General features: G+C 61.9%; 16 protein-coding genes. 7 read left to right on the plus strand and 9 right to left on the minus strand.

Translation table 11 applies throughout. The annotated features are described in order from the left end of the window. The first annotated feature begins 154 nt into the window (after window positions 1–154). Both DXC90_RS07090 and DXC90_RS07095 read left to right on the plus strand, forming a co-directional pair. Complete coding sequence (locus DXC90_RS07090; RefSeq protein ID WP_117735368.1) at window positions 155–691, plus strand: PTS glucose transporter subunit IIA; 537 nt, start codon at window positions 155–157, stop codon at window positions 689–691. A 235-nt stretch (window positions 692–926) separates the two neighbouring features. Beyond that, a complete protein-coding gene (locus tag DXC90_RS07095) occupies window positions 927–1,484 on the plus strand; it encodes a hypothetical protein (RefSeq protein ID WP_117735369.1) in 558 nt (185 codons plus the stop codon). Between the two features lie 348 nt (window positions 1,485–1,832). Here DXC90_RS07095 and DXC90_RS07100 read toward each other — a convergent pair whose 3' ends face one another. The 8 genes from DXC90_RS07100 to trxA all read right to left on the minus strand — a co-directional run bounded on the left by DXC90_RS07100 (window position 1,833) and on the right by trxA (window position 9,297). Beyond that, window positions 1,833–2,501, minus strand: a complete 669-nt coding sequence (locus DXC90_RS07100; RefSeq protein ID WP_117735370.1) for an HAD family hydrolase — start codon at window positions 2,499–2,501, stop codon at window positions 1,833–1,835. A gap of 105 nt (window positions 2,502–2,606) precedes the next feature. Continuing rightward, window positions 2,607–3,641: a hydrogenase expression/formation protein HypE gene (gene hypE / locus DXC90_RS07105; protein ID WP_117735371.1), complete on the minus strand. Its 1,035-nt coding sequence runs from the start codon at window positions 3,639–3,641 to the stop codon at window positions 2,607–2,609. Window positions 3,642–3,691: 50 nt separating this feature from the next. Next, window positions 3,692–4,804: a hydrogenase formation protein HypD gene (gene hypD, locus DXC90_RS07110; protein ID WP_117735372.1), complete on the minus strand. Its 1,113-nt coding sequence runs from the start codon at window positions 4,802–4,804 to the stop codon at window positions 3,692–3,694. Continuing rightward, window positions 4,804–5,064 (minus strand): HypC/HybG/HupF family hydrogenase formation chaperone, encoded by a 261-nt coding sequence (locus tag DXC90_RS07115; protein WP_117637955.1) that lies wholly within the window; start codon window positions 5,062–5,064, stop codon window positions 4,804–4,806. The genes hypD and DXC90_RS07115 overlap by 1 nt, the downstream gene beginning before the upstream one ends. Before the next feature lie 130 nt (window positions 5,065–5,194). Beyond that, the gene (gene hypF / locus DXC90_RS07120) at window positions 5,195–7,879 is read right to left on the minus strand and encodes a carbamoyltransferase HypF (RefSeq protein ID WP_117735373.1); all 2,685 of its coding nucleotides are present in this window, start codon (window positions 7,877–7,879) and stop codon (window positions 5,195–5,197) included. Window positions 7,880–7,982: 103 nt separating this feature from the next. Next, window positions 7,983–8,495: a nickel-responsive transcriptional regulator NikR gene (nikR, locus tag DXC90_RS07125; RefSeq protein WP_199406647.1), complete on the minus strand. Its 513-nt coding sequence runs from the start codon at window positions 8,493–8,495 to the stop codon at window positions 7,983–7,985. A gap of 1 nt (window position 8,496) precedes the next feature. Beyond that, window positions 8,497–8,745, minus strand: a complete 249-nt coding sequence (locus DXC90_RS07130) for a hypothetical protein (protein WP_117735374.1) — start codon at window positions 8,743–8,745, stop codon at window positions 8,497–8,499. Window positions 8,746–8,976: 231 nt separating this feature from the next. Then, complete coding sequence (trxA, locus tag DXC90_RS07135; RefSeq protein WP_117735375.1) at window positions 8,977–9,297, minus strand: thioredoxin; 321 nt, start codon at window positions 9,295–9,297, stop codon at window positions 8,977–8,979. Window positions 9,298–9,433: 136 nt separating this feature from the next. Here trxA and DXC90_RS07140 point away from each other — a divergent pair, with 136 nt between their 5' ends. From DXC90_RS07140 to DXC90_RS07160, 5 genes are all read left to right on the plus strand, one after another. Further along, the gene (locus DXC90_RS07140) at window positions 9,434–10,009 is read left to right on the plus strand and encodes a hypothetical protein (protein WP_117735376.1); all 576 of its coding nucleotides are present in this window, start codon (window positions 9,434–9,436) and stop codon (window positions 10,007–10,009) included. A gap of 158 nt (window positions 10,010–10,167) precedes the next feature. Next, window positions 10,168–11,193 carry a quinolinate synthase NadA gene (gene nadA / locus DXC90_RS07145; protein WP_117735377.1) on the plus strand — a complete coding sequence of 342 codons (1,026 nt, stop codon included), beginning with the start codon at window positions 10,168–10,170 and terminating at the stop codon, window positions 11,191–11,193. A gap of 28 nt (window positions 11,194–11,221) precedes the next feature. Beyond that, window positions 11,222–12,625, plus strand: a complete 1,404-nt coding sequence (locus DXC90_RS07150; RefSeq protein ID WP_199406648.1) for an FAD-binding protein — start codon at window positions 11,222–11,224, stop codon at window positions 12,623–12,625. Between the two features lie 3 nt (window positions 12,626–12,628). Continuing rightward, complete coding sequence (gene nadC / locus DXC90_RS07155) at window positions 12,629–13,489, plus strand: carboxylating nicotinate-nucleotide diphosphorylase (protein WP_117735379.1); 861 nt, start codon at window positions 12,629–12,631, stop codon at window positions 13,487–13,489. Continuing rightward, entirely contained in the window at window positions 13,489–14,034 is a 546-nt protein-coding gene (locus tag DXC90_RS07160) for a transcription repressor NadR (protein WP_117735380.1), read from the plus strand. The genes nadC and DXC90_RS07160 overlap by 1 nt, the downstream gene beginning before the upstream one ends. Window positions 14,035–14,276: 242 nt before the next feature. Here DXC90_RS07160 and DXC90_RS07165 read toward each other — a convergent pair whose 3' ends face one another. After that, complete coding sequence (locus DXC90_RS07165) at window positions 14,277–14,462, minus strand: DUF362 domain-containing protein (protein WP_006235216.1); 186 nt, start codon at window positions 14,460–14,462, stop codon at window positions 14,277–14,279. Between the last annotated feature and the right edge of the window lie 150 nt (window positions 14,463–14,612).

Raw genomic sequence — 14,612 nt, forward strand, 5'->3', positions numbered from 1 at the left:
GATGAATGTGGGAGGTGTTCGGATAAAGTTGATAATCAAGGAGCCTCGGGATGGGCTCGCGATTCGAGTCCCCACCTTAGCATTTGAACCATTTGGCACTATAATCACCATAGGCATGCGCATAACGTTGCGCTTAATCAAGAGGAGAAAACCTATGGGTCTGTTTGACATGTTCAAGAAGAAGGCTGAGCCCGCGGCTGCCGCTGCTCCGGCCTCCATCTCTGCTTCTGCCGGCGCCGACGTGCTGTGCTCGCCCGTCAAGGGCAAGGTCATCAAGATGGCCGACGTGCCCGATCCCGTCTTTGGTGGCGAGGTTCTGGGCAAGGGCTGCGCCGTGTGGCCCGAGGACGATCTGGTCTATGCCCCCTGCGACGGTAAGGTGACCGTCACCATGGGTCACGCCGTGGGTCTGCAGTCCGATAATGGCATCGAGGTCCTGGTGCACGTTGGCGTCGATACCGTCAACATGAACGGCGACGGCTTCGAGGGCTTCGTCAAGGCCGATGACGTCGTGAAGGCTGGCCAGCCCATGCTCAAGATCGACCGCGCCAAGATCGCCGCTGCCGGCTACAAGGACTGCGTCGTCGTGGCTGTGTCCAACACCGCCGAGTTCGCCGACGTCGAGCTCGCCGTCGAGGCTGACTCCGCTGTCGCCGCCGGTGATGCCATCGTCAAGGTCGTCCGCAAGTAAGCTGCGGCAACATAAGGATGTACAAGGGTGGTCGGGTGATCCGGCCGCCCTTATTTATTACAATGCGGCGGAACGTTTTATTGCGCGTTGGGCGGACCGGTAAACCGTTCGGACGTTAAATCGAGCCGACTGCGCTTTTGCTTTGCCGGGGGTGTTCGTTAGCGGCTAGTATGGCCTTATTGTTACGACGTGCACCGTGTTGGGAAGCGCGGTGCCGCTTGTTGGGAGGAATGTCATGAAGAAGAAGCTGCTGCTTGCGCCCCTGATGGCTGTTCTGGTCGCGTGCGTGGTTGTGCTTTCCGGCTGCGGAGGTCCTTCGGTTGAGGAGCTCATTACCGAGGATCTTACGACGCAGTTTGACGAGGTCAAGAACGGTGGCGACGACTTCCTCGCCGGCCTGGAAGAGGCTTCGGGCGACGAGTTCGAGCAGCTGGGCATCGATCCCAAGGAGTATGCCAAGAGCTATCTCGAGGGCTTTGACTACAAGATCGGCGACGTGACGGTCGACGAGGACAAGGGTACCGCGACTGCCGAGGTCACCATTACCTGCAAGTCCATGAATCAGATCGTCGAGGACTTTTCCACCCAGTATCAGGAGAAGGTCGCCGCGCTTGATACGGTTCCTTCCGATGACGAGCTGTACAAGATGGCCGGTCAGGTTATGGTCGATGTGACCAAGGCCACCGAGCCCAAGGACACCAAGGTCACCTTTAAGTATTCCGCCAACGAGGATAACGAGTGGTCTGCCGACGATTCCGCAACCACCGAGATGATGAATGCAATGATGAACTAGTTCGTTGCGGCGTTTTACCAAACGCCGCAACTGCTCGACGCTGCAAGCCCGCCAGGGCGGCAATCTGCCTTTCAACTTCGGCGGCATGACCAGAAGGTCAATGCCGCCTCGTTTCAAGGCACCTTGCTCGCTCTGGCGGGCTTTCGCTGTCCACGCCAAAACAACGGCGTTGCCATCGCTGTCGAAGGTGGCAGTTGGGGACATTCCTTTTCTGCCGGCAGTTGGGGACACTCCTTGTGCCGGCGTTGCATCGAGTGGTCGGGAAAATGCGACCCGGTTTTTGGCCGAATAGTGGGGCGCGCTTTCCGCGTGGCAGAGTCGCTACGGCCGCGTTAGGTGGCGACTTCGTTACTCGCCCAGGATCAGCGCCGTGAGCTCGTCTTGGGTGTCCACCACGTAGTCGGCGCCGGCGGCTTCCAGCTCTGCGCGGCCGCGGAAGCCCCAGCTGACACCCGCGCTCTTAAGGCCGGCGTTGTGGCCGGTCAGAACATCGACATTCGAATCGCCCACATAGAGCGTGGTTGCCGGATCGGCGCCCAGCTCTTCCATCACATGCAGTGTGACGGGTGCTTCGGGCTTGGGCGGAAACGAATCAACACGGCCCTGCACCAGCGCAAAGCGCTCGGAACCAAAATACTTCTCGATGAGCGGTGCCGCCGAGACGTGGTCCTTGTTAGTGAGCACGGCGAGCGTGACGCCCGCGGTGCGCAGGCGGTCGAGCATTTCGATCGTACCGGCATAGGGCGCGGTGTGGTCCTCCTTGTGCTCGCCGTAATAGGCCCTAAACTCGGCAAGCGTCTGCTCAAACATACGCCCGTCGCCCGCATACTCGGCGGGCATAAAGCGCTCAACCAGCTTGAGCATGCCGTTTCCCACCTTATAGCGGTATTCGTCAACGGCAAACGTGGGCCAGCCGTGCATCTCACAGGTATGGTTACCGGCGGCTGCCAGGTCCTCGAGCGTGTTGAGGATGGTGCCGTCCAGATCAAAGATCACATGGGTAAAAGCTGCTGCCATGGGTGCTCCTGCCGCTTGAGTTGTAAAACGCACCCCATGATACTGGGCATGCGTGCCGGGCATGTTTGGAATCTGAATATCTTTAATAGCCCTGAGCCTTTGTCGTTAGCAAATCCTCGGCAGCTGCTCTCCTACGAGCATGTCGAGGATACGGGTCGAGCCCCAGCCGGTGCGTACGCGCACGGCGGGACGGGCGGCCTCGGCAAGCGGCAGCACGCGACCGATGATGGCGGCGTTCTCGCCGTAGCGGGCAGCACGCATGGCGGCCAGCGCGGCATCGGCTTGCTCGGCCGGCACAACGGCAACCATCTTGCCCTCGTTTGCCACTTGCAGCACATCGTAGCCGAGCATCTCGCAGGCTGCCTGCACGTCGGGACGCACGGGCACGGCATCCTCGTCGACCTCCATGGCAGCACTGCTGGCCTGGGCAAACTCGTTGAGCGTGGATGCCAGGCCGCCGCGCGTGGGGTCGCGGAAGCAGCGCGTGTCGGGTGCTGCGGCCAGTACGTCGGCGATCAGGCGATTGAGCGGCGCGGCGTCGCTTTCGATCGTGCTCGAAAACGCCAAGCCCTCGCGCTGGCTCATGATGGCGATGCCGTGGTCGCCCAGCGTACCCGATACCAGGATGACATCGCCGGGCTGGCAGTTTGCGCCGCTGAGCGCCACGCCCGCGGGCACCTCGCCCACGCCGGCGGTATTGATGTAGACGCCGTCGGCCCCGCCGCGCTCGACCACCTTGGTGTCGCCCGTGATTATGGACACGCCCGCCTCGCGTGCCGTCTCGGCCATCGTCTGCACAATCTGGCGGAGCCTATCCATGGGATAGCCCTCTTCGAGGATAAAGCCGCACGATAGGTAGCGCACGTTGGCGCCCGAGGTCGCGACGTCGTTGACGGTTCCGCACACGGCGAGGCGGCCGATGTTGCCACCGGGGAAGAACTGCGGCGAGACTACAAAGCTGTCGGTCGACATGGCGATGCGCCCGCTCGCGGGCAGCGCGGCGACGCCGGCGTCGTTGCCTTCGAGCAGCTCGGGCGACCCAAAGGCATCCAGAAAGACCTCATCGATGATGCGCTTCATCATCTGACCGCCAGAGCCGTGGCCCAACAGGACGGTGCTATCGGTAACGCTATGGGACATATCGAAAACTCCAATCGTGGGAGGTGTCAGTGCGCGGGGGGGCGTTCGGGCTAGACTCGGTAACGGTAGTATGCCGCGCAGCTGCCCTCGGAACTCACCATGCAGGGGCCGACGGGATGCTCGGGTGTACAAGCGTGGCCGAACAGAGGGCAGTCGCACGGCGTAATGGCTCCGCGCAGCACGTCGCCGCAGCGGCATCCGCGTGGCTCGACCGTCGGCTCGATGGACACGTCAAAGCGCATGCTGGCATCGAAGTGCGAAAACTCGGGACGAATGGCGAGTCCCGAAGCCGCAATCGACCCCAATCCGCGCCATGTGGTATCGCAGGGCTCAAATACCTGCTCGACCAGCTGGCGCGCCACGGGGTTGCCGTCGGCATTGACGCCACGGCGGTAGGCGTTGTCTATCGCGGGCCTGTCCTCGACAATCATCTGGACCAGCATGTAGATGCCCTGCAGGATATCGACCGGCTCAAATCCCGTGACCACGCCCGGGGTATTGAACTCGTCGACCAAAAAGCCGAAGGGCGCCAGGCCTGTGATGGTAGCGACGTGACCAGGCAGGATAAAGCCGTCGATGGTCGTCTCGGGGTCGTTGGAGATCGCACGCAGAGCCGGCGGCGTGGTCTTGTGAGCACAGTAGACCGAGAAGTTCTGGAGCCCGCGCGCGTCAGCCTCCAGGATAGCGGCGGCAATGGTGGGCGTTGTGGTCTCAAAGCCGACACCCATAAAGATGACCGGGCGTTCGGGATTTTGCTCGGCAATGTCGAGTGCGTCGAGCGGGGAGTACACAATGCGAATATCGCGCCCCGACGCCTTTTGCGCGGCGAGCGAGGTAGACGACCCGGGCACGCGCATCATGTCGCCAAAGGAGGTGATGATGGCGCCGTCCATCTTGGCGAGCGCGATTGCATGGTCGATATTGCGGTTGGCGGTAACGCAGACGGGGCAACCCGGACCGCTCAGAAGTTTGAGCCCGGCAGGCATAATGGAGCGAAAGCCATAGCGCCCGATGCTCACGGTATGCGTGCCGCAGACTTCCATAAGGTTGATGGCGCGGTCGCCGACAAGCTCATGAATGCGCTCGATGAGCTCGCGAGCCAGCTTGGGGTCGCGAAATGCCGAAAAGTCGATACCGGAGCGAACCGGCTGCGCCGCCGTCACTAGTATGCCTCGGCCGGGTTGGTGGCGAGCTGGTCCTCTTCGGCCAGCTCGGTCATGGTATTGACGAGCTCGAGTGTCTCTTGGGCTTCCTGCTCATCGACAATCTGAATGCCAAAGCCGGCGTGTACGAGAATATAGTCGCCCACCCGTGCCGTCGGCACGAGGCGCAGCGAAACGGGGCGCTCGATGCCCATCATGTCGACGGTGGCCTTGAGGTCGTCGTCGCGTTTGACTACTTTACCGGGAACGGCAAGGCACATAATGTTCCCCTTTTATACGTTTTGCGCTGGATAGGCGCTTAATACCCATCAGATGATGGTAGCGCTCGCGGGAGTCACGAGCAAACGCGTTACACCTGTGAGACGGCGGCGCGCAGGCTGGCAAAACAGCCTATCGCAACGCCGTCTGCGCGAGGCGAGCGCGAGCGATGGCGGCCTGACCGTAGGCGATGCAGCCGTCGTTGACGGGTACAGCGTGGGGGACCAAAACGGCAAGACCGACGTCTTTGAGTTCGTGGGTAAGAAGCTGAAGCAAAAGTCGGTTCATGAACACGCCGCCCGAGAGCGCGACGGTATCGATGCCCTCGCGCGCGCAGATTTCGCGTGCGATTCGTGCCGAAGAGCGCGCGATGGCGATATGGAACCCGAGCGCGAGCCGGTCGGCGGATTCTCCGGTCTCGATTCTGCTCAAAAGTGCCTCAAAAAGCGGCTTGGGGTCCAGAACGAAAGGGCTGTCCGAGACAGCCTGGACAGTTAGTTCAGATACGTATTTTTTAGAGCGGCTCTGGGTGGCAAAAGTCGTCTGTGAGGACTCAAAATGGGTCGATTTGGGGCCTGTGCCGGGTGCGCTTGTCGCAAATAGAGTGTCCGGAGAGCCTTTTTTGGCAAAATCTGAGGCAAAAATGCCAGATAGGGGGTTAGTAGTTAATACGTATCTGAACAAACTGTCCAGCGACGTTGAGACGGATGCCGATACGCCCGCCTGATTGCCAGCGAAACGGCTGATTTCGCCGTCAAGCGCGCGCCAGGCGGCGGATTCGAGTTCTATGGCGGGTTCGCCCTCGTAGGTTGCCTTGTCGCAGATGCCCAGAATCGCTGCCGCGGCATCAAAGAGACGCCCCATGCTGCTGGTACGCGGGCTGTTGATACCGCGCTCGATCATGGTGGCTGTCACGCTGCGCGTTTGCTCGTCGAGGCTGTCCAAAAGCCGAGCGGTGCCTGGGTGCTCGAGTAGGCAAAGTTCGCTGAGCAGGGCAAAGGCGTTGCGTCGAGCGTCGCGTACGGACGCTACGCCACCGGGTAGGGCCCAAGTGCGCAGATGCGCTGCGCGCTCAAAGTCAGCAAGGCCGGCGACAAGAAACTCGCCGCCCCAAATGGTCCCATCGGTGCCGGCGCCGGTGCCGTCAAAGGAGATGCCAAGGACACGCGCGTCGGTTGTAAGCTGGGCCGCGGCGATAGCCTCGGCCATTACGCTTGCGATATGCGCATGATGGTGCTGCACCTCGACGAGCGACAGATTGCATTTTCGTGCCTGCTCGCGCGCCCACTGGCTCGATAGATAGCTGGGGTGTAAATCGCAGGCCAAGGCGGCGGGCGCCAAGTCAAAGAGATCTTCCAGGCGCGTGCGCGCGGCGTTCCAGGCATCGAAGGTCTTGCCGTTTTCGACATCGCCGATATGCTGCGATACAAAACAGGTAGCCTCGCCGTTCGTCCCTTCACGCGTGAGCGCAATCGTGGTCTTTTGCTGCGGGCCGCAGGCGAGGACGCAGGGTGCAGTGCCGTCACATGCCGGCAGCGGTAACGGCTGCGGAGCGTATCCGCGGGCACGGCGCACGGGCATAATGGCGCCGTCGACCACGCGCACCACGGAGTCGTCGTAGCGCGAGAGGATCGCGCGGTCGTTGCCGAGCAACGCGTCGGCGATGCCGGCGGCAACGAGGTGTTCCCAGGCAAGATCGTCGTCGGTCTCGATGGGCTCTTCGCTCAGGTTTCCGCTGGTCATGACAAGTGCGCGCATGCCGCGCGACGCGGTTGCGGCGAGCAGCAAATGCTGAAGCGGGGTGTAGGGGAGCATAACGCCAAGCTCGGGCAAGTCGTGCGCGACAGATGACGCGAGCTCGATGGCGTCGGGCGAGCCATGGGAGTCGTTGCCGGCTGCACGGCGGTGCAACAGCACAATGGGACGAACACTGCCAGCCAGCAGGTCGCGCTCAACACTATCGATATGACACAGACACTCGGCGTCGGCAAGACCGCGCACCATAACGGCAAGTGGTTTGTTGCTGCGGCGTTTGCGACGGCGCAGTTCGCGCACCGCTTGTTCGTTGGCAGCGTCGCATGCCAAGTGGAATCCGCCCAGGCCCTTGATGGCGACGATGCCGCCGCCGGCCAGCAGCTCGGTGCAGCGGTCGATGATCGCATCGCTGGCCTCGCGCGTGGAGCCGATAGCCGGCGTTGCGTCGACGGCCGCTGGCACCACGCCGCGATCCGCCTCACGCCACGTAATGTGCGGTCCGCACTCAAAGCAGGCATCGGGCTGCGCATGAAAGCGCCGGTCGAGCGGGTCAGCATACTCTGCGGCGCAGGTGGGGCACATAGGAAAGTGATCCATCGACGTTGCCGCTCGGTCATAGGGCAGCGAGCGGATGATGGTAAAGCGCGGCCCGCAGTTGGTGCAGTTGATAAAGGGGTAGTGATAGCGCCGATCGGCGGGGTCGAACAGCTCACGCAGGCAATCGTCACAGGTGGCGATATCGGGCGAAATGAGCGTGGTGTGAGCGGTTTGATCTTGCGATGCCACAATGCGAAAGCCCTGCTCATCGGCAGCGCCCCAGTCGCCAGGCTCCAAATCCGCAATATAGACATGCTCAACGCGAGCCGCCGCAGGCGCATGCTCAGAAAGCGCGGCAACAAAAGCATCGAGCGCATCGACCGGAGCGTGCGCCTCGATATGCACGCCGTCGCCTGCATTGAGCACCCATCCGCAAATGCCATGCGCCATGGCCTCGCGATACACAAACGGCCGCATGCCAACGCCCTGCACAATGCCCGTCACATGAATATGCACATGCCGCATGCGACCTTCCCTCATCAAAACCTACCAAAAAGGGACAGGTTTATTTTGGTAGGTAAAACTTCTAAATCTGCCAAAACAAACCTGTCACTTTTTGGTAGGTGCGCTACAGCCCCAGGCTCTGCCTGGTTGCGGCACACGTGAGCTCGCCGTGCTTAACGCCGCGCAGGCCCAGCAGACGGTCGGCCAGCTCGTAGACGCGCTCGCCGCGACCCTTAAGCGCCAGAATCTCCAAGCAGTTGTGGTGATCCAGATGCACGTGCATGGTCGATACGATCTCGTCGGTGTAGTCGTGCTGCACCTCGTCCAGACGGCGCGTCAGATCGCCGGTGTGATGGTCGTAGATCATGGTGAGCGACCCGATAACATGCTCATTGGGCGTGCGCATCTGCTCCTTGGCGATCGATGCGCGAATCAGGTCGCGCACCGCCTCGGAGCGGTTGGCCACGTCGCCGCGGCGTGCGATTTGCTCGTCAAAACGGCGCAGCAGGTCGTCGGGTGCGGTAACCGAAAAACGGACCAGCTCGGAGCCGGAGCCACTACAGTGGCAGCCCGCGTCACCGTCCGCCCCGTGCGGATGCTCGTGCTCGTACCCGCAGCCGTGCTCGTGTTCGGCCACCTTACACCAGCTTCACGGAGCCGACGGAGTTGTGGTCGGCCTCGATGGCCTCTTCGTAGCCCTCGAGTGCGTCGTGCGCCTCGTGCAGCGCGGTCATGGCGGCCTCGAGCTTGGCGCCGATGCGCTCCATGTTAAAATTCTCGGTCGCATGCAGCAGCTGATGGCTCCACTCGTGAGCGAGCTCGATGGTGTCGTCGACCTGCTTGACGCTCATGGCAAGCTGGCTCATGTTCATTCCAACATCATGCATGGGAAATCTCCTTTTGTATGGGGCAGTTCAGTGGTTCAGATTTTACTACGCCCGCTCTGCGCGCAGCTGCATAAGAAAACGGGTGCGAGTCTGTGCGGCCCGCACCCGTTCACTGGGGGCTGTTTGTGACTACCATACTATCCGTGGTCGCGGGCGCAGCACCCGGATCTCCGGCGAGCGGTGCAAAAGCGCTCATGGACGGCAGACAGACGGCAACATGTAACAAGCGTATTACAGGTGCTTCTCCAGCAGCGCCTGCAGCCTCGCCTTGGGCAGCGCGCCGACCGAGCGGTCAATCTCCTCGCCGTTCTTAAACACAATCAGCGTGGGGATGCTCATGACGCCATACTTCATGGCCAGGTCCTGGTTGTCGTCGACGTTGCATTTGGCAACGGCAAGCTTACCCGCCAGCTCGTCGGCAACCTCGTCAACGATGGGCGAGAGTGAGCGGCAGGGACCGCACCACGGTGCCCAAAAATCGACCAGCACGGGCAGGCTGTCGTTAACGACGGAATCGAAATTCTCGGGGGTAATCTGCTTAATGTCAGCCATGGTGACCTCCATAATGTGATGCGGCTCAGCCGCGTAAAACTCAGTACGACCGTGCTTATACCCAGCCGCCCGCAAAGCAACCACTCGCAGGCGGCTCTTTTATATAATGGTTGGCACGCAAACGATTGGAGAGCGCATGTCCACGTCACAAAGCCAGAAAAAAGAAGCCATCGCCCAGGCGGCTGAGCAGGAGCTCACATCGCTTGCGATCCGTGGCGTGCGTATCGCGGGCAACGCGTGCTCGCCGATCGTACTGGTCAAAGGCGATTTGGACGAGGCCGAACGTTTGGGTGGCGAGCTTGCCGCCGGCCCGGATGGCGCGGCGTTGCGCAAGGCGCTTGGGGCCATCGGCTACGCGCCCGAGGATTTTTGCGTGCTGGCAAGCGTCGCCGGCGCGGGTGACGGAGCGGTCGCGGTGGGCGAGACTCTGCCGTGCGAGCTGTTCCGCGAGGCGCTTGAGGCCTTGGACCCCGAGGCGGTGCTACTGCTCGACAACAACGCGGCTGATGCCATGCGCGAGACCTACGCCGATATGCTCGTGGCGATCGATGACTTCGATACCGCCATGCTCAAGCCCGGCCTGGTCGCCCATGTGCAGGGCCGCCGCGTGCTCGCGCTCGACGGCTTTGAGGCGGCACTCACCGACAAGGCCGCTAAGCAGCGCATGTGGGCCTACATCAAGCAGCTGACTCCGGCGGCCGCGCCGCTGTAACGGTCTAGTTGGCCCATAGTCCCGATTACGGGCGACACGGGTACGTCCATCATTGAATTATTATTTCAACTTTACACCTAGGTTTACAGCTGTCTTGTCAGCTGTAAACCTAGGTGTCATACTAAAGCCCCAAGATTCGCCAAAAGAGAGGGGCCTTGATGGCACAGAGCGCGAACATGGATGCATCGGAGCTTGCACGCGATATCGCGGCAGGCCTAGCATCGGCAACGACGGCAACGGAGCGTGCGGCACTGGTGCCCGCAGAGCTCGTCGAGGCCATTCGGCAACTAAAAACCCAGCGTGATGCGGTGATTCTGGCGCACTACTATGTGGCGCCCGAGGTGCAGGCCGTAGCCGATTACGTCGGCGACAGCTTCTACCTGGCAAAGCTCGCCAAGAGCCTGCCGCAGCAGACTATCGTGCTGTGCGGCGTGGAGTTTATGGGCGAGAGCGCCAAGCTGCTCAATCCCACCAAGACCGTGCTGTTGCCCGAGCCGGGCGCGGACTGTCCCATGGCGCACATGGTCAAGCGCGAGACGGTCGATGCGGCGCGCGCCGAGTACGGCGACGACCTGGCCGTGGTGTGCTACGTCAACTCGACGGTCGAGATCAAGAGCTGGAGCGACGTGTGCGTCACCAGCTCCAACGCCGTTAAGATCGTGTCCGAGCTGCCGCAGCAGCATATCCTGTTCATTCCCGATCAAAACCTGGGCCGCTTCGTAGCCGAGCAGGTGCCGCAAAAGCACGTCATTCTCAACAACGGCTACTGCCCGCGTCATCACATCATCACCGTCGAGCAGATCGTCGACGCGCAGGAGGCGCATCCCGACGCGCTCGTGCTGGCGCACCCCGAGTGCAAGGCCGACGTCCTGGCCGAGGCCGACTACATCGGCTCCACTGCCGGCATCATCAAATATGCCGAGGAGTCGGACGCGAGCGAGTTCATCATCGTGACGGTCCGCGGCGTGCTCTACGAGCTCGAGCGCCGCTGCCAGGGCACCGGCAAGAAGTTTTACTTCCCCGCGGTGCAGCCCACCTGCGTCAACATGGATCTCATCACGCTTGAAAAGCTCGTGCACTGCCTGGAGACGGGCGAGGGCGAGGTGCAGATTGGCGTGTCGGACGAGGCCGCCGATCAGGCCAAGCTCACGCTCGACCGCATGCTCGAGTACGCGGCGCGCTAGAACAATGCGGCATGAGGGACGGTCCCTTATGTCACATTCAAGGGAGAGGATTCCTGTGGAAACCAAGCAATACCCCGATATGGAGTGTGACGTCGTTATTGCCGGCTGTGGCGTAGCGGGCCTGTATGCGGCTCTCAACCTGCCGACGAGCATGCGCGTGATTATGCTCTCCAAGGGCGCTGTCGACGAGTGCGATTCGATGCTCGCACAGGGCGGCATCTGCGTGCTGCCCGAGGGCTCGGACTACGATGCCTTCTTTGAGGACACCATGCACGCCGGTCATTACGAGAACCGCCGCGAGAGCGTCGACATCATGATTCGCTCGAGCCGTTCGGTCATCAACGACCTGTTGGCCGTGGGCGTGGACTTTGAGCGCAAGGCCGACGGCAGCCTCGACTTTACCCGCGAGGGCGCGCACAGCCGCCCGCGCATCGCCTTCCATGCCGATATCACCGGTAAGGAGATTACGACCAAGCTGCTTCAGGCCGTTCGCAAGCTGGACAACGTGCAGATTCTGGAACACGTGGCCATGACCGACATCCTGACTGCCGATCGTGACGGCGCCACGGTGTGCACCGGCGTCATCGCCGTTCCCGTGGACGAGGACAATTCGGTTCGTCCCGCCGACGAGTTGACAAATGCCGCCGAGGGCGCGCATGCCGGCGAGCCGTTTAAGATCCATGCCAGCCATACGCTGTGGGCAACGGGCGGCATCGGCGGCGTATACGATCACTCGACCAACTATCCACAGCTCACGGGCGATGCTTGCTATATCGCTCAGGAGCATGGTATTAAGATGGAGCACCTGGACTACGTGCAGATCCACCCCACGGGGCTGTTCTCGCCGCAGCCGGGTCGCACCTTCCTGATCAGCGAGAGCTGCCGTGGCGAGGGCGCGATTTTGCTCAACGCCGCCGGCGAGCGCTTTACCGACGAGTTGCAGCCGCGCGATGTGGTCGCCGCCGCTATTCGCGAGCAGATGAAGCTCGACGGTACCGAGCACGAGTGGCTGAGCTTTGCCCCCGTCGAGCGCGACGTGGTGACCGGGCACTTTGCCAACATCCGCGCGCGTTGTCTGGAGGACGGCCGCGACATCTTGGACGAGCCCATTCCCGTTACGCCCACGCAGCACTACTTTATGGGCGGCGTGTGGGTCGATAAGGACGGCCGCACCTCGATGCCCGAGCTCTATGCCGCGGGCGAGACAGCCTGCAACGGCGTTCACGGCAAGAATCGCCTGGCTTCAAACAGCCTGCTCGAGGCGCTGGTCTGGGGCCGCCGTGCCGCCTGGTACATGCGTACCGGCGAGTCGCTGGCCGTGGAGCAGGCGGGTGACCCCGCGCTCGATGGCCGCCATCGCGCTCTGAGCGCCGACACCCTGGCAATCGATGATTTGGCCCGTGCCGCCGGCACGCAGGCCGTGGAGGAGTAGACCATGAATCCCATTACCATGAAGCTCGTCGTCGATGATCTGATTCTGCAGGCTCTGCGCGAGGACATTACGTTTGAGGACGTGAGCACGGCGAGCGTGTGCCCCACAGCGCGTCCCGCTACCGTTGAGCTTATCGCCAAGGCCGACGGCATCATCGCCGGCTTGGATGTGTTTGCTCGTACCTTTGAACTGCTGGATTCGCAGAGCTCGGTGCTGTTTGATGTTGCCGACGGTGACGAGGTGCATGCCGGCGACCATGTGGGTCAGGTGCGCGGTGACGCGCGCGTGCTGCTTTCGGGCGAGCGCGTGGCGCTTAACTACCTGCAGCGCATGAGCGGCATCGCTACCTATACGCACCAGATGGCCGCGGTGCTCGAGGGCACCAAGACCGTTCTCGTCGACACGCGCAAGACCACGCCGGGCATGCGCGTGTTTGAGAAGGCCGCGGTCGAGATCGGCGGCGGCAGCAACCACCGCTACAACCTGTCGACGGCCGTCATGCTCAAGGACAACCATATCGACGCCGCCGGTGGCGTGGCACGCGCGATCGAGATGGCTCGTGCCCACGCGTCGTTTACCATGACGGTCGAGATTGAGTGCGAGAACCTGGACATGGTGCGCGAGGCCGTGGAGGCCGGTGCCGATATCATCATGCTCGACAACATGACCCACGATGACATGGCTGCCGCCATCGAGCTTATCGCCGGCCGCGCCAAGACCGAGTGCTCGGGCAACGTGGACGCGAGCAATATTCGCGCGCTTGCCGACCTGGGCGTCGACTTTATTAGCTCGGGAGCGCTGACGCACTCTGCGCCGATCCTCGACCTCTCGCTTAAGCACCTGCGTCTGCTGGACGGTAAATAATGGATGCCCGCGAGCGTCGCCGTGCCATTATGGGCGTGCTCGAGGGAGCCAAAGGCCCCGTTTCGGGCGGTGCGCTTGCTCGCGAGGTGGGTGTGAGCCGCCAGGTTGTCGTGCAGGACATCGCCCTGCTGCGTGCCGATGGGCACGACATCGTTGCCACCAATCGCGGCTACGTACTGCAGGAGGCTCCGAGCAGCCCAGCGGTGCCCACGCGCCTGGTCAAGGTGCACCATGGCGTGGAGCAGGCGGGTGACGAGCTCACGAGCATCGTCGACGCGGGCGGCGCCGTGCTCAACGTGATTGTCAACCACCGCGTGTATGGCAAGATCACGGCCGACCTGGACATTCGCAACCGTCGCGATATCGAGCGCTATCTGGAGGGCATTGCCAGCGGCAAGAGTTTCCCGCTGCTGACGGTGACGAGCGGCTACCACTTCCATCGCATCGCGGCGGAAGACGAGCAGACCCTCGACGAGATCGAGACTATGCTCAAGGAGAAAGGCTACCTCGCAGACCTTATGCCCTACGAGGGCGACCTATCGTAGCCGACGCTGCAAACGCCCCTAAGCGGCAATCTGACGTTCAATCGTCGGTCGCGTACCAAAGTACGCTTTCCTCCTCTTTCACGTCACCTTGCTCGCTTAGGGGCGTTTTCGCTGACTTATGCTCAACCTGCGGCGGTGCCAAATTAGTTATCCGCACAAACAAAATAAGGAGGCCTCCGCGGCGATGCGGAGGCCTCCTTTTTGTGCACGGTGTACTTTTGGGTGTGCAAGTGGGGGAGTTGTTACTCCTCGACGATCTCGGTGATCGCGCCAGCGGGGCAAGCGTCCTGGCAAGCGCCACAGGCGACGCAGGAGTCCTCGTCAGCGACGGTAGCGACGTCCTGGAGCTCCAGGACGCCAGCGGGGCAGGAGTCGACGCAAACGCCACAAGCGATGCACTCGTCGGCATCAATTACGGGATGAGCCATGGTAGTTTCCTCTCTGTTGACCGACGCTACAGGCGATGCGCGTCGGTTTGATTCGGGCAAAAACATACCACGGGAGCGACCGTTTGCAATACCCTCTGGCCGGCATCTTCATACCGTTCGCCGAGTATGCCAAGGTTTACTAAAAAACGC

Source organism: Collinsella sp. TF09-1AT (assembly GCF_003436895.1).
Classification (GTDB): Bacteria; Actinomycetota; Coriobacteriia; order Coriobacteriales; family Coriobacteriaceae; genus Collinsella.

Coding starts and splice junctions, on each gene's coding strand:
- DXC90_RS07090 (WP_117735368.1), top strand. CDS start 155: ATGGGTCTGTTTGACATGTTCAAGAAGAAGGCTGAGCCCGCGGCTGCC.
- DXC90_RS07095 (WP_117735369.1), top strand. CDS start 927: ATGAAGAAGAAGCTGCTGCTTGCGCCCCTGATGGCTGTTCTGGTCGCG.
- DXC90_RS07100 (WP_117735370.1), bottom strand. CDS start 2,501: ATGGCAGCAGCTTTTACCCATGTGATCTTTGATCTGGACGGCACCATC.
- hypE (WP_117735371.1), bottom strand. CDS start 3,641: ATGTCCCATAGCGTTACCGATAGCACCGTCCTGTTGGGCCACGGCTCT.
- DXC90_RS07115 (WP_117637955.1), bottom strand. CDS start 5,064: ATGTGCCTTGCCGTTCCCGGTAAAGTAGTCAAACGCGACGACGACCTC.
- hypF (WP_117735373.1), bottom strand. CDS start 7,879: ATGCGGCATGTGCATATTCATGTGACGGGCATTGTGCAGGGCGTTGGC.
- DXC90_RS07130 (WP_117735374.1), bottom strand. CDS start 8,745: ATGCATGATGTTGGAATGAACATGAGCCAGCTTGCCATGAGCGTCAAG.
- trxA (WP_117735375.1), bottom strand. CDS start 9,297: ATGGCTGACATTAAGCAGATTACCCCCGAGAATTTCGATTCCGTCGTT.
- DXC90_RS07140 (WP_117735376.1), top strand. CDS start 9,434: ATGTCCACGTCACAAAGCCAGAAAAAAGAAGCCATCGCCCAGGCGGCT.
- nadA (WP_117735377.1), top strand. CDS start 10,168: ATGGCACAGAGCGCGAACATGGATGCATCGGAGCTTGCACGCGATATC.
- DXC90_RS07150 (WP_199406648.1), top strand. CDS start 11,222: ATGTCACATTCAAGGGAGAGGATTCCTGTGGAAACCAAGCAATACCCC.
- nadC (WP_117735379.1), top strand. CDS start 12,629: ATGAATCCCATTACCATGAAGCTCGTCGTCGATGATCTGATTCTGCAG.
- DXC90_RS07160 (WP_117735380.1), top strand. CDS start 13,489: ATGGATGCCCGCGAGCGTCGCCGTGCCATTATGGGCGTGCTCGAGGGA.
- DXC90_RS07165 (WP_006235216.1), bottom strand. CDS start 14,462: ATGGCTCATCCCGTAATTGATGCCGACGAGTGCATCGCTTGTGGCGTT.